This is a genomic window from Amycolatopsis ponsaeliensis, assembly GCF_030182635.1.
Lineage (GTDB): Bacteria > Actinomycetota > Actinomycetes > Mycobacteriales > Pseudonocardiaceae > Amycolatopsis > Amycolatopsis ponsaeliensis.
On the sequence record NZ_JAPZLD010000040.1, the window covers coordinates 76,584 to 90,709 of the forward strand.

Annotated in this window: 13 protein-coding genes; 9 read left to right on the forward strand and 4 right to left on the reverse strand. The window is 66.3% G+C overall.

Translation table 11 applies throughout. The features are described from left to right. Nucleotides 1–58 precede the first annotated feature (58 nt). From QQ657_RS41955 to QQ657_RS41975, 5 genes are all read left to right on the forward strand, one after another. The gene (locus QQ657_RS41955) at nt 59–1,342 is read left to right on the forward strand and encodes an MFS transporter (RefSeq protein WP_284747931.1); all 1,284 of its coding nucleotides are present in this window, start codon (nt 59–61) and stop codon (nt 1,340–1,342) included. 56 nt (nt 1,343–1,398) lie between these two features. Beyond that, nucleotides 1,399–2,772 carry a condensation domain-containing protein gene (locus QQ657_RS41960; RefSeq protein WP_284747932.1) on the forward strand — a complete coding sequence of 458 codons (1,374 nt, stop codon included), beginning with the start codon at nt 1,399–1,401 and terminating at the stop codon, nt 2,770–2,772. Nucleotides 2,773–2,810: 38 nt separating this feature from the next. After that, nucleotides 2,811–4,169 (forward strand): extracellular solute-binding protein, encoded by a 1,359-nt coding sequence (locus QQ657_RS41965; RefSeq protein ID WP_284747933.1) that lies wholly within the window; start codon nt 2,811–2,813, stop codon nt 4,167–4,169. 186 nt (nt 4,170–4,355) lie between these two features. After that, nucleotides 4,356–5,612, forward strand: coding sequence for an ATP-grasp domain-containing protein (locus QQ657_RS41970; protein WP_284747934.1), 1,257 nt, complete (start codon nt 4,356–4,358; stop codon nt 5,610–5,612). A 114-nt stretch (nt 5,613–5,726) separates the two neighbouring features. Then, a complete protein-coding gene (locus tag QQ657_RS41975; RefSeq protein WP_284747935.1) occupies nt 5,727–5,915 on the forward strand; it encodes a hypothetical protein in 189 nt (62 codons plus the stop codon). Between the two features lie 645 nt (nt 5,916–6,560). On the opposite strand, the gene QQ657_RS41980 is transcribed toward QQ657_RS41975, so the two are convergent. Next, complete coding sequence (locus tag QQ657_RS41980; RefSeq protein ID WP_284747936.1) at nt 6,561–8,699, reverse strand: hypothetical protein; 2,139 nt, start codon at nt 8,697–8,699, stop codon at nt 6,561–6,563. Nucleotides 8,700–9,118: 419 nt separating this feature from the next. On the opposite strand from QQ657_RS41980, the gene QQ657_RS41985 reads away from it, so the two are divergent. Continuing rightward, nucleotides 9,119–9,508, forward strand: a complete 390-nt coding sequence (locus QQ657_RS41985) for a PDDEXK family nuclease (RefSeq protein ID WP_284747956.1) — start codon at nt 9,119–9,121, stop codon at nt 9,506–9,508. A 240-nt stretch (nt 9,509–9,748) separates the two neighbouring features. Here the strand turns inward: QQ657_RS41985 and QQ657_RS41990 are convergent, their stop codons facing one another. Then, a complete protein-coding gene (locus QQ657_RS41990) occupies nt 9,749–10,285 on the reverse strand; it encodes an Ltp family lipoprotein (RefSeq protein ID WP_284747937.1) in 537 nt (178 codons plus the stop codon). A gap of 331 nt (nt 10,286–10,616) precedes the next feature. Here QQ657_RS41990 and QQ657_RS41995 point away from each other — a divergent pair, with 331 nt between their 5' ends. After that, entirely contained in the window at nt 10,617–11,096 is a 480-nt protein-coding gene (locus QQ657_RS41995) for a PaeR7I family type II restriction endonuclease (RefSeq protein ID WP_284747957.1), read from the forward strand. 67 nt (nt 11,097–11,163) lie between these two features. Here the strand turns inward: QQ657_RS41995 and QQ657_RS42000 are convergent, their stop codons facing one another. Next, nucleotides 11,164–11,448, reverse strand: a complete 285-nt coding sequence (locus QQ657_RS42000) for a hypothetical protein (protein WP_284747938.1) — start codon at nt 11,446–11,448, stop codon at nt 11,164–11,166. On the opposite strand from QQ657_RS42000, the gene QQ657_RS42005 reads away from it, so the two are divergent. Both QQ657_RS42005 and QQ657_RS42010 read left to right on the forward strand, forming a co-directional pair. Next, the gene (locus QQ657_RS42005) at nt 11,447–11,719 is read left to right on the forward strand and encodes a hypothetical protein (RefSeq protein ID WP_284747939.1); all 273 of its coding nucleotides are present in this window, start codon (nt 11,447–11,449) and stop codon (nt 11,717–11,719) included. The two genes, QQ657_RS42000 and QQ657_RS42005, sit on opposite strands and share 2 nt — an antisense overlap. An 824-nt stretch (nt 11,720–12,543) precedes the next feature. Beyond that, entirely contained in the window at nt 12,544–13,101 is a 558-nt protein-coding gene (locus tag QQ657_RS42010) for a hypothetical protein (protein WP_284747940.1), read from the forward strand. A 259-nt stretch (nt 13,102–13,360) separates the two neighbouring features. Here QQ657_RS42010 and QQ657_RS42015 read toward each other — a convergent pair whose 3' ends face one another. Continuing rightward, entirely contained in the window at nt 13,361–13,933 is a 573-nt protein-coding gene (locus QQ657_RS42015; RefSeq protein ID WP_284747941.1) for a hypothetical protein, read from the reverse strand. Between the last annotated feature and the right edge of the window lie 193 nt (nt 13,934–14,126).

The following is a 14,126-nucleotide window of genomic DNA, read 5'->3' on the forward strand; positions in this document are numbered from 1 at the left end:
CGCCCGTGCCACCACCGGCCCGCGTCGGCCACAAGTTCCGAAGGAAAGCGAGTTCGTCGTGAAATTCAGTGCAACGGATTACATCAAGTCACATATTCCGCCAAAGGGAAATCAGCGCGCGTACGTCCTGAGCTACTTCATCGCCACCATCGCCAATGGCGTGTTCATCCCGATCTACATGCTGTACTGCACCCAGATCGTGGGGATTCCGTACACGCAGGCCGGGCTCGCGATCACGATCGGCGGCATCGTGGGCATTCCGCTCACCCTGTTCGCCGGTAACCTGGCCGACCGGCTCGGGCCGCGCCGGATCGTGTTGTTCGGGCTGTCCGGGCAGCTGGTCGGCATGGGCAGCTACGTGTTCGTCCAGGGTTTCTGGTCGCTGATGGTGGTCGTGGCCGGGATGAACATCTTCGCGTTCTCCTACTTCGCCTCCGTCGGAGCGCTGATGCGCCGGATCGGCGGGGACGACACGGTCGGGTTCCGGGCCCAGACCCGCACCTTCCGCAACATGGGCATCACGATCGGGGCGCTCGGCGCCGGCATCGGCATCCAGATCGGTACGACGACCGCTTACCACGTGATGTTCCTGTCCGTCTCGGCCGCCTACCTCGTCGTGCTGGCCCTGACGCTGCGGATCCCCGACTACAAGCCGCTGCCCCGACCGGAGAGCACCGACGAGGTGCGGATCGACCGGTGGCTGGCGTTGCGGGACAAACCGTTCGTCGCGTACGCGCTCGCCTCGGGTACCCTCGGGATTTCCGGTTTCGTGCTGGACATGCTGATCCCGGTCTGGATCGTGGCCCACACCTCGGCGCCGCGCTGGACCGTCACCGCGGTCTACGTCGTCAACACCGCGCTGGCCGTGCTGCTCCAGATGCACCTCAGCAAGAACATCAAGACCGCCGGCCAGGGCGGGCGGGCCATGCGGCGCGCCGCGGTCATGGTGGTGCTGGGTCTCGTGGCCTTCGCCTTGATGCGGGACATGCCCGGGTGGGCCGCGGCGGCCCTCGTGCTCGGCGGTGCGGTGGCGCTCACCTTCGCCGAAATCTGGCTGTTCTCCGGGAGGTTCGCGCTCGAATTCGCGCTGCCCCCGGCGTGGGCCCAGGGTCAGTACGACGGCCTGCTGACCACGGTCACCACGATCTGCATGACGGTGGCACCCCTGGTGCTGGTCGGTTTCGTCCTCTCGCAAGGCATCGTCGGCTGGATCGGAATCGGCGTGTTCTTCTTGGTGATCGGACTGGTCAGCCCGGCCATCGCGGCCTGGGGCGAGCGCACCCGCCCCCGGGAGGAGGCCGTTGTGGCCGAGACGCCCGGGGACGACGCCATCGCGGCGTGACCCTCTGACCGTGCTGTAAACGAAACGCGTGTCGGACCACCGCGAGGAGATCAAGGATGACCAATCCATTCGAAATTCCGGACGCCGACTACACCGTAATACGCAATTCACAGAACCAGCGCTATCCGCTGAGTTTCCAGCAGGAGGGCGGGCCGGAAGATCTGGCACCGAACAACACCGTCGTCACCGTCTTGCGGGTCCGTGGAGAGGTGCGGATCGACGCCCTCGAAGGCGCACTCGCGGATCTGGTGGACCGCCACGAAGCCCTCCGGACCAGGCTCACCCACGGCGAGCCCGACGGTCCCGCCGGGTACCAGGAAGTGGTGCCGCCGCGTCCGGTGGTGTTCACCGTGCGCGACGACCCGCTGGCTCCTGGCCTGGCTCGCGACGACCGGGCCATCGAGCTGTACCGCTTGGTGAGCGACGAGGACATCCTCTTTTCGGAAACTCCTTCGTTGCGCGCCGCGCTCCACCGCTTCGACGGGCGCGACGCTGTCTTGACGCTGCTCAGCCATCACCTCTTCGGGGACAACTGGTCCTCCAGCCTGCTTCGCCGCGACCTCGCGGCCTTCTACACCGCCCGGGTGAGCGGGACGCCGCACGCACTGCCGGCGGCCACGCCGTACCGCGAATACGCCGTCCGGCAGCGGAATTTCAGCCAGGGCGAGCAGGCCGCGGCGGCGGTCCGCTACTGGACCGGCAAGCTTTCCGGTGCCGGACTGCAGACCCTGCCCACGGACCGCCCGAACGGCCCCGACGCCCTGACCGCGTCCAGCGCGGTCCGGAACTTCACGATCGACCTGGGCTTCCTCGCGAAGATCACGGAGAGCGCGGCGCGCTACCGGTGCACGCCCTACCACCTGTTCCTGACCGCGGCCGCGGTCTTCGACGAACGGGTCCGCGGTTCGGCCGATGTCACCCTCCTGACCGTGAACAACGGGCGCGCTGTGAAGGGCTTCCACAACACCGTCGGGTTCATCTCCAACCCGGTGCCCATCCGGCTGAACCTCGACGACGGCCACACCTACCGGGACATCATGCGCCTCGCCCGGAAAGCAACGCTCGAAGCCCAGCGGAACCTCATTCCGTTCCGGCTGATCCTCGAAGCAAATCCCGACGTGCTCAAGCCCTACGGCGATCCGTGGTCCGTCCCGGTCGTCTTCAACTACGCCCGGCCCCGCGCGACGGCGTCCGAAATCCAGTTCGCGGACGGCGTCACCCCGGTGGCGATGCCGCCGGGCATGCCCAGCCGGAATCACCGCGGCGTCTGCCCGTGGGGTTTTACCCTGCTCCCGACGGGCGAAGTGCGCGGAATCGTCGAATACGAGCCGGGGCTGATCGACGCCGCCACTGTCGACCGCTGGATCGGCGAATTCGTCGATCTGGTCCGGGTGATCGCCGAGGTCCCGGAACAGGCGTGGCGAACGTGACTTTCGAATCGACGGAATCGACAACAGCGGAGGATGCCGTGTCAGACTCAATCGAGCCGATCGTGATCGAGGCGTGGCTCGCGGACAGCCCCAGGTTCGCAGACGGGAAACGCACGCTGCCGGGTATCAACGACCCGGTGATCGAAGCGGCGAAGTGGTTCAACCAGGCCCACCCGGAATACGAAGTGCGGGTCCGCCAGATCGACTTCCGCGCGATGCCGGAGGAAGTGGGCGCCGCGGCCGCCGCGGGCAACCCTCCCGACTTGGCGGAGTACATCTACTCGTCGACGCAGACGGCGCACGACACGCGCACGCGCACCGGTGCGCCGCTGTTCGCGTCGGTCCAGGCCGCGATCGGTGACCGCACGAAGATCCTGGGGGAGCCGGTGGTCGTCGACGACCTGCTGCCCGTCGTGCGCAACTACTACAGCCAAGCCGGTGAGCTCTTCTCGATGCCGACGGTCGTCACGACGAACATGTTGTACGCCAACAAAGGCATGCTCGACCGCGCCGGCATCGCCCGGATGCCGACGACGTGGGAGGAGCTGGCGGAGGCGTGCGACGCGATCGCCGCACTGCCAGGCGCCCCCGCCCACCGCGTCTCCTGGCCGATCTACGGCTGGTTGTTCCACCAGGAGATCGCCGGGCAGGGCGGGCTCTTCGGCAACGCCGGCAACGGCCGCACGGGCCGGACCACGAAGTTGCACCTCGACTCGCCCGAGATGCTGAACTACGTGCGGTACTGGAAGGCCATGCACGAGAGCGGCCACTACCTCTACACCGGCCAGCCTCGTGACTACTTCTCCCCCATGGCCGCGTTCGAGCGGGGAGAAATCGCGTTCGTGATCTCGTCGTCCGCAGTCGGCATCACGATGGTGGACATGGCCGCCAACGCCGGGATCGAGCTCCTGGTGGGCGGGCTGCCGCGCAGCGACGCGCGCCGCTCCCCAGGCGGCCCCATCGCCGGCCAGTCGTTCTTCATGGCCGGCGGCCTGCCGAAGGAGAAGGAGGACGGCGCGCTCGCGTTCCTGCAGTACCAGCTGAATCCGGCGCTCGCGGCGGCTCGCATGGCCGAGCGCACGCTGCCGATCACTCGCCAAGCCCGCGAGCTGTCCCTGTCGCCGGCGTGGAAAGAGCCGTTCCCCGGCTTCCTCACTGCGTCGCACCAGGTCAATTCGGCGGAGGTGAGCCCGACGTCAGCCGGGCCACGGATCGGCAACCTCCACGGCATCAACACGTTGGTCACGTACGCGATGGAGGACGTGCTGCTGCGCAACGCCGACCCCGCGACCCGGTTCCAGGAGGTGAACGAAACGGCCCAGATACTGCTCGACCACCACAACGCCGCGGCGCTGGCCTACCCACCGGTGACCCCCGAGGTGCTCCGGGGCGGGTGACCCGCACCGTCCACACCAGACTCTGGCCGGCCGTCCGATGCTCATCGGACTGCTGTCCTTTCTCCTGTGCTGATATTTCCGCAGATTTCAATGTCGGGCAAATACGGTGTGGCGCTCGCCTGTGTCCGGTCACCATGGTGACCGGACATCCCGGCCGGGCGGACCACGGAACAGAGGAGGCGGCTGATGACCGCGAATCCGGGTGACGGCGCGGAAACCGCCGTCGTCTGCAAGTACCAGCCCGAGACCCTGGGGGCGCTGTTCGACCAGCACGCCGAAGTCTGCCTGGTGCTCGACGGGGTGGACACCCGGCACCGCGCAATGGAGCCAGAACTGCTCGACCGGTGCGCGAAAGTCTACCGCATCAGCAGTTTCGACTCGATCGCCGAACTGTCCGCGGTCGCCGTCGACCTGCGGTCAGCGGGCCGGGTGGTGACCGAGGTGTTCAACCACCAGGAACTGAGCCAGTTCGGCGCCGGTTACCTGAAACTACTGCTCGGAAAAACGGACAATCCGCTGCACCACGTCGCGCACCGCGACAAGAGGTTGATGAAGCATCTCGTACGCGGCGCCGGCGTGGTGACGACGGGATTCCGGTCCCTGGCCGACGCAGCGGAGGAACCGGCTGTCGCGCGGATCGCCGGTGAGCTGTCCGCGCCGCTGATCGTGAAGCCCGCGGCGGGATACGGGTCGACCACGACGGAAAAGGTCCGTGACGGCGCGGATCTCGGCTCGATCGCCACCGGGCTGACGTTCGATTCGACGCAGCGGTCGCGCCACCTGATCGTCGAGGAGTACGTCGAGGGCGAAGAACTGTGCGTCGACGCGATCTGGTCGGGGGACAAGGCGCTGACGTTCGCGGTCCACAAGTACCTGCGGCCGCGGATGACCGTGCTGGAAAACGGTCTCGACGGGTCAACCGTGCTGCTGCCCGAGGAACACCCGGACCTTTACGAGCGGTTGCGTGACATGCACGCCCGGCTGAACGGGGCGCTCGGCATCGACTCCGGCCCGACTCACCTCGAGGTGTTCGAGCGCCCGGACGGGGAACTGGTTTTCTCCGAGGTCGCGACGCGGCCGGGCGGTGCCTGGATGCAGCACATGCTCGGCGCGTACCACGGTCACCCCACCTGGTCGCTGGTCGTATCGGCGGCAATGACCGGCGCGCTGCCGCCGTTGCGCAAGGCTCGGCCGTACCTCGGCGGGATCGGCATCCGGCCGGCCGCGCCCGGCGTGATCACCGCGATGCCGGCCGACGAAGAACTGCGGCGGCATCCGGACGTGCTGAGCTGGCACCGGCAGCGTCAGGTCGGTGACCGGGTCCGCCAGGTCGGGCCATCCGACTGGTACATGTACCTGGTGCTCGGCGCGGACAGCGCGGACGAGCTGGTCGAAACCTGCGTCACCGCGGCCCGCACGTTCACGATCCAGACCGACGGCTAGCCAGCCGCGGCAGCTTCCTAGCCCCGTAGCGCTGGGGAACGCGACGGCGGAAGGTTCCCCCACGCCGGCGAGCGCCTCGTCGTGCAGGCGCCCGTTCACTGCCACGGTGCGTTGGTGGCCGTCTCGCTGGGCCTCGCGGAGCGGGAACGTCGCCCGCACGCTCACCGAGATCGCCGTCACCGCGTTGACGGCCCCGACGTCGATATCGCCCTGGCCGATGCCGGGCACCAGTGGATTCCGCACTCGATCGTCCGCCGGCTGACGACGTTGCCGGTCACCATCCGACGGGCGAGCCAGCGGTGAGAACTTTCAGATTCATCGGTGACCGAACGATGTTTCACCTGGACCTCACTGCCGGTCGGGAACCGCGGCTGCGCGAACTCGCCGTCCGGTAGCCGTGGCAGGAATCCGTCGACATCCACGACGGTCACCTCCTGGAACCGAGACGCGACAGCACCGAATGACCAAAGACCAGATCCGCGACCTCGTCGAGCTCATGGGTGACATCAGGTCGGTACTGGCCACCGCCCACCCCGACCGGAAGGCGGAGGTCTACCGCCAGCTACAGCTGCAGGCCACCTACCACCCCGGTGAACGACAAGTGCGGATCGAGGCCAACCTCGATCCGCACAGGTGGGGTCATGGTAAGTGTCCGAGGACGATCTTGCTCAGAAATCTACACGCCTGCAGTTGGTTCCGTAATGGTGGCAGCACCGAGTGAGTCCGAGCTACCTGGCGAGGCTCGCGCAGCATCCAGACGGGCTCTCGCGAACCGCGGCCTTCCGCCACCGTCGGCATCGTCCGGCAGCGACGTAGTCAGGGTGTCGACGCTCGACGATGGCCTTCGTGCGACGCGGGCCAGAGCCCTCGGCGAGAGTGCCAAGGGATGGAGCCCGATTGCCGAACTCAGCCCCCTCCGCAGCGGTGAGGTCGGCACGCACTGCACTCCTAGCGCTCGTCAATGGTTTCGTCTTGGGCGACAAGCAGCGAGTCGATCGTGGACCGCCACTGCGCCGATGACGTACAGAGCGAGCCGCAATCATCCGGATCGATCCCGGCAAGGTTTTCCAGTTCGGGCCGGATCAGGACCAGCTCTTCACTTCGCGACCTCGGCCAGCGCCCCCATCCATCGAGACGGTCGCTGAGTGCGAGGAGCTCATGGGCAGTGCGGTAGTACCGGCTCTGTGCCTCGTTGAGGCGTCGGACTGCGTAACCACCACAGACAGAACACCAATCGGGGCTCAGCGATCCCACGAGATCCCGAAGATGCAAGAGGTCGAAGCCATCGTCAAGCGAGGTCCGGCCCGAGCGCGCGAAAGAACAGAACGGTGAGTGTCCTTTGCCGATGTAGCGGCCCGTGCCGTCCGTGGTGTAGATCTGCACGGAGGCGAGCACTCCCAGGGGCAGGCCGAGCCCTCGTTTCCCGCGGTCAGCACCCGCCGGCTTGAACGGCCTGAGATCCAGAGGATGGGGAGTCAGCAGGCCAAGCCATTCGATATCACGCTCAGGCGGCTCGTGGCGGTCGGTCAGGGTCCGCAAATCGTCGACCGACCGTACCAGCGCGAACAATCTAAGCCGCCGTTCAACAACGTCGCGATCCGATCGGAACGTCCCGGTGATGATGCTCTGCTCTCCAGCGCGGGTGCTCAGCGGGTCAACGTCGTCGTCCAGATTGCCTTCGAGGTCATTCATCCACTCCGCGATCAAGTCGGCCGGAAGGTCGTCAGGACCGGCGACGATCACACCTCGCCAGCCCTGTGCGCAGCGTTCGACGAGAGCACTGATGGGCAAAACCTCGATTCCTCTGTCAGGCGAGAAGACCTGGAATATCGAAGCCCCCGAGCGATGCAATCCCGCCACGTCAGCGGCAGTAAGCGTCCGCCGTCTACCGATCGTCGTGTCATCCAGGATTCCAGGAAGAATGCCCGCAGAGACCAGCTGGAGTGCTGCCGTCCACTGGGCGAACTCCGCCAATGGATCGGCGCTGCCGAGCTCGGCAGCCTGCAGACCGTGCCGGTCGTCGAGTAGGTGCGTTGCGAGCGAGTCGGGCACCGTCAGCAGCACCGCGTCGTGGATCCAGCTGAACTCTGTGCCGTACCGGGCGACGACGGCGAGTTCCCAGGCAGTCAACGTGTCCCAGGGGTCTTGATCCGCTTGGCCGGACTCCTTCGCTTGAAGAACAACGTTGCGGTCCGATGCTGAGCCATGGTGATCCACTGCGGACTCAGCCTGGTTCGTCCACTCGGCCACCAGTTCCTTGAGCGCAGAGATCGCGGCGTCGCGCCCTTTCTTCTTGCGGCCGAGTTCGGAATCCATGGCCCATTCGGCGGCGTGAGCCATCTCCTCCGGTGACCTCCCCCGGGATGCGGCGTCACGCCAGCGATACCAGCAACGGTCAAGGGTCCGGCGGACCTGGGATGGGGTCCCCAGGATAACGAACTCCGGTCGTTCCGCGGGAAGTTCCGGCTGCGGCACCGCCAGGGCCGCGGCCGCGATCACAAGACGATCCGGAGCGACGGTTTGCGAGATCAGCTTGCGGAGCAACTCGGCTTCACTGTCGACAACCGCCAAGGTCGGTGTTGCCCACGACCGAAGCCACGGGTAGGCGGCAACGACTGAATGAGCCTTGCGCGCACGTCGACGGGCGTAACGCCAAAAGGAGTACAGCGAGTCCCGTAGCTCGCGGGCACTGCTGTACTCTTCCCAGAGATCGTCTTCTTCCCCGTCGGGCGGGTACTCCCCGTTCTGGAGCAGTTCGGCGGCGCGGGCACACTCCGCCGCCGGGTAGTCTTCCTCGAGGGTTCCCTGCAAGCCGTCCGGCATCGACGTGATCGCCTGCAAGAACATGCCGAGCGCGCTGGTCGGCCGCGCCCACCGGGCTGTTCGCCCGCACTGCCTGCACATTCGGCCGACGGTTTCGGCATTGAGCGGCATGGTGGTGTACCGGGCGTCCGAGACACAGAACCGATCGGCATGGATACGCGCGGTCTTGCTTTTGCCGCCGATGTAGACCTCGACGTCGGTGCCCGCGAAAGGACCAAACGGAATGTCAACAGTCAGAGCTCGCAAAGCCAACCCCCATGTCACGACCGAACGGCACGATTCTACGCGTTGGCGTGCGGCGGGCAATATCCGGTCTGGTCCGGGATCGAACACGCCTGGCGTTCGGCGCGATCGGGGCGAGACGGCTCTGATGAAACCGGCGAGCGGGTGTGCGGGTGGCAGAGGAGAACTGCACCGCAGCGCCGCGGAGACGAGGCGGATTGTCGGCGGCGGCGCCTGGACGACGACAGGCCGCGCCGTGTGAATCGGCGAGCGACATACAAGGCGTTTGAACAGCCACAGTTGCCCAATCGGCTGCGGCAGACGGAGCCTGCCCATCCTCGCTCCCGGTGCGGGCGGAATCGGCCAATTCTGTCGGACCTTGCTGAGAGAGTCCTCGTGTGTACCGACACCTGGATCCCGGCCCCGCACCGCCGGCGTCATCTGCAGCCACTGCAACCGTTGTGCGCCGGACCAGGAGGTCGGGCACCCGTCCGGAGATCGAGCTCCGGCGTGCGCTACACCGCCGAGGTCTTCGGTTCGTCGTCGATCAGCCGGTTCCGGGTGGGAATCGGCGCCGGCGGGTCGATGTGCTCCTGCGAGGCACCCGCATCGCAGTCTTCGTCGACGGTTGCTTCTGGCACTCCTGCCCTGAACACGGTCACCTTCCCATCGCGAACAGGAACTGGTGGCGGCTCAAACTCCGCGGTATCGCCAGGCGTGACCGCGATACCGACTCCGTCTTGACTGCGATGGGGTGGCTGGTCGTCAGAATCTGGGAGCACGAAGACCCAGTCGAGGCCGCGACACGTTTGGAGCACGTCGCCCGCGCGAGAAAGCTAGTGGTGAAGTGAAGCACCCGCAGCGGCACCTAACGAAGGTTAGCCAGCGACCTCGTTGGACCTCGCGCAGCAAGAGTTTACCCGGATTCTCACAGAATCACGACAAAGAGTCGTCTAGGTGTACCCAACCACCGTGGTCAGTACACCTAGTCCGCCTCCAGCCGGTCAGGCCCACGCCGACCTCCCGGCGCGGGGTGGACTCGCCAGGCAGACTTATGTGGACCGACCATGTTGGGGATCACGCGCTTGGTCTCACTTGCACGCGTCGGTCTGGCCAGCTCCGTAGGCGGCCTGCGCTTTGGTATAGCCCTCACCCGCAGACGACGAGAGCTGCTGCTTCAGGCCTGAGCAGGAGAACGACGTGAAGCTCAGATAGTTCTCGGCCGACTTGACGGCCTGCGCGTTCCAGTCGACCGACAGGCTGTCCACTGCTTCGGTGGCCACGGATTTTGGAAAACCTTCACCAGCGTCCGAGGATAGCTGCCGAATCAGGCCGTTGCGTGAGAACGCGCTGAAACCGAGGTAGCTCTGCGCCTTGTCGCGGGCCATCTCCACCTGCGGCGAGAACTGTGCAGCCGCCTCCACGGTGCTCGTTTCGTTGTTGTGGCTCGGGCTGGTCGGCCACGGCGCACTGGGCGGGTAGGTGACCGGTTGGGTAGTAGCCAGCTGGGTAGTGGCCGCGGCGGGCTGCTCGGTCGGCGCGGACGCCCGAGGTGTCGGGCTGTTGCACGCCGTGGCGATCACGAGCAGGGCGAATCCGACGCCGACGCCGATAAGGACCTTCTTCACTGTGGTTCTCTCTTTCTGAGTTGTCGACCCCCAGCTGGCTAGCCGGGGCGGTGCAGGCGGAGGTGGTGCGCCCCGCCCGATCGCGGGCTGGCGGTTCCTACGCGCAGCGGAGGCGGAAGATCAGCGGCGCTTCACGGCGACGCCGACGACGCCCGACCACCTGGCGGTGGTCCAGAGCGACAGGGCGGCGGTGGCGACGGCGTTGTCGGTAGCGTCCGGTGATCGCACTGCCGGTCAAGCCGGCCCAAGTGATCGGCGACAGATCAGAAGGGCCATTCCCAGCCCTTGACGTTGTCGATGCCCGCACCGTTGAGCTGCAGCCGCGATCGACATCAAGCTGATGTTCAGCTCCATCGGGAACAACATCCGCAACAGGATGGACGACATGGTCGCGGCCGGCACCAATGTCGCCAGAGCTTTCGATCAGGAGGCCGTACGGGCCTTGAAGTCCGCAGTAGGACAACTTTTCCTGCTCCAAGAGCGACGGGATACAACGGAGCCCGTCCGGCCGCGACAAACCGCCTTGAGCACGTTTGCTCCAGCCGGACCGCCCGAATCTCTACAGGACCGGCTCCGCGACTTTTTCCGGCGCCTGTTGAACGACGAGATGTACGACGCGGTCTGCTTCCTGACCTCGACCGCTCCACCCGACGTGAACGTTCGCGAGCCGGACTCGGAAATGAGGTTCGACTCGTTCGCCACCAAGATCGCCGAACGCGTTGAAAATATCCGGGAGGTCCGCTGGCGGGACAACATCCAGGCGGCGGACTGGGACGCAGACTGGCCGAGCGCGACGACCTCAGCATCGTAGTCGCTGGTTTGAGCACCACCGATGCCGGCCGCGTGGCGGTCGACCTCGACGTCATCCACCGACGCCGTCAAACCGTCGCAGAACTCCGCAACCTCGTCCTGAACCCGAAGACGACGGAAACGAGATCCAGAAGATGATCGGCCGGAAATACTGGCTCTTCGGCGGCCAGTACACCGGCGTCCTGGAACGGCGCGACGGCTTCACCCTCGACGAGCACGACATCCCGCTCGTCTGCGCCGACCGCAGCATCCACATCGTCGAGCTCAAGCGCCCGGGGCACAAGCTGGTCAAGGCGCAGCGAAATCACCCTGATCGTCTCGAACGACGTCCACGCGACTGTCGGGCAATGCATGAACTACCTCCGCGGCATCGACGAACTGGGCGCCGCCATGGCGACATATCACCGCAACGAACTCGGCCTGGAGTACGACTACCGGCGCGCCCGGGGAACGGTCATCATCGGCCACCCCGAACTATCCGAAACCGATGACGTCATGCGTGAGCAGATCGAACAGACCATCCGTTCGTACAACGCCCACCTCAGCCGGGTCCAGGTAATCACATTCGCCGACCTCATCGACAGCGCCGATCGGGCACTTCGTTTCGAGGCCGAGGAACTCTGATCGCCAGCTTTCGGCGACGGCCGCGTAACAACTGCCGGGCACCGCCCGACTCCACGGCCATGACTCGCAACGGGACGACGCTCGTACTGGGCTCCGCGATGGCGCTCGTCGCGTCGGCCGTCGTCGTGTGGCTGGCTCGACCGGTTGACCGACCTCCGACCCACGCGGCACCGACCCCTGCACCGGTGGCCGTCCCAAGCACGACTCGGATCACTACAACCGTCGGGCCGGCTCCGACTCGCTCGATCACCGTCGTGGGCGTCGACTCGGCGGGGATCCAGCCATCGGCTACACCGTTCAGGCAGGGTCGACCGAGGTAGACGACTGCGAACAGTCGCGATCAGGAACCACCGGCGTCGCTTCCTGCTACCCGTCCTCGGCCGGAGCCGGCGTCTGCTGGATCGTCAGCGCCAATCGTCGCGATCTGCTCTGTGGCACGGCTCCGTGGGAGAAGCAGCTCACGTAAGCTCACTCGCCAAAGCCGGTCGGTTCACTGAACGCGGCGCCGGATCCGCTGCCCTGGGGCCTGGAACTGGAGACAGGCGCGCGATGCCAGATCCGGAACGGCGGGGCTTGGGATGGCCGCGCCGATGGCTACGTCGGCGCTTACTTTTGCGATCGCGGAGACTTCGTCCTGGCCAGTCCCGACGACAAGTCCCCTGTGGTGGACCGTTCCTCCCTGCGATGGAGTGTCAAGACCGGCCCACTCGGTGGTCTGGACGAGCTCTTCCCTGAACCGGCCACGGTCTTCGTCACCACAGCCTTCCTCGCGGGAACTCCCTAGGAGAAAACTGTCCAATGACGCTGAACTGGCACACCTTGCGTTGGCGCTCGCCACATCGGCGCTGTCGACAGTGCTGGCCGTAGTGGTCAACTTGGCCACCGACCTGAAGGACAACTGGCTCGCCTGGATCGGCGTCGTCGTCCTGGCCGCCCTGGCGGGCGTGGTCGGTGCCCTGGTGCAGCACATGATGACCCCGTCCTCGAACGGCGCCTCGCCTCCGACACCGTCCACCGTGGCCGAGCAGTACAACGAATCCGTCAACTTCTCCTCCGGACGCGTTCGAGGTGACGTCCATATCCACCAAGCGGGGAAACGCACTTTCGTCATCGAAACCGCCATCCTGTCCGTCGCCGCGATCCTGGTGACCCTCCTCGTGTCCACGGGCAAAGAACCAGTCACCACGGGGACCGCTGCGGCAGCCGCGCCAATGTCGCAGTCCACGACCGTCGTCACCGCCTCGACGACAGCGACTCCACCCGCCGCCTCGGCGCCTCCCTCGGCAGGGCCGCTCCAAGTCGCGGAGTCGTGGCCGCTGTCGAGGGGTTCACCGACGGAGCCGGCTCGGGCGGGAACGTTCTTCAACTGCTCCAGCAGATAGCGACCCGGCTCCGGGACCTCGAACTCCAGCTGCAGCCGGTCCGGATAACGCCAGATCTGAAACCGGTCCACTCGCGCCACCCACCGGTACACACCTCGGACGTGGTCCCCGGACGGGTTGCCGAGCTTGTGCCGTTCACGCAGCTCGGTCCGCGTCAGCGTCCTGCGCGTCCGTTCGTGCCGGGTCTGGGTCTCGATCTTCGACGCGGCTCGCGCGATGGCCTTCTTGGCGATTTCCGTGGTCCGGTCGGTCGAGTCCTTCAGCGAAAGTCGGCGGTGAACCCGGCTGACACGTCGAGACTCACCGAACTGTACTGCGCGGACACATCGACTTGGCCCTTCGTGCCGATCGCCAAGTCGAGTTCCCGCTTGCTCTGCTCGGTGAAATTCGACTCGTCCGACATCTCCGCCGACGTTTCGGTGGTGGAATCGGTCGACGAGGTGGTCGTTTCGACCAGCTCGGACTCGTCGATGCGGATGAATCGGGTGTCGTTGTGCTCACCGGCCATCACGTTGCGGATCTCGGCGATCTCGTCCGCCACGTAGCCGCGCCACTCCTTGCGGACGACGAACAGGTCGCTGGTCGTCGCGCGCCGCACCAGCTTCACCTGATCCTCCGGCAGGACCGCCGGGAAAGGCGGGTCCGGCAGCAGCGGCGTACGGCACGCCAGCAGCTTCGAGATCTCCTCTGTGGTCAGCGGCCGCCGGTGGAACGACCGGCGCTCGACCATTCCGGCGACCAGCAGCAGCCGGTTGAGACGCTGCGCGAGCTCGCCTTCGTGCGGAAGCAGCAGTGCGGCGGCCAACGAATCCAGTAGCCGCGACCAGGTCATCCCGAACAGTCCGTACAGAACGCTCCGAGACTCCAGCGGCAGCGGCCTCTGTCCGGCTTCACCGTCGTCGTCCCCGGCCCACTGTGCCGCGTGGCCAACGTCGAGTCGTCGGCTGCCTCGGTTCGGCGCGGTGCGCGCAACGCCCGCAACGCGTATATGTCCGTCATGCTGGCCCCCTCCAGGATCGTGTATC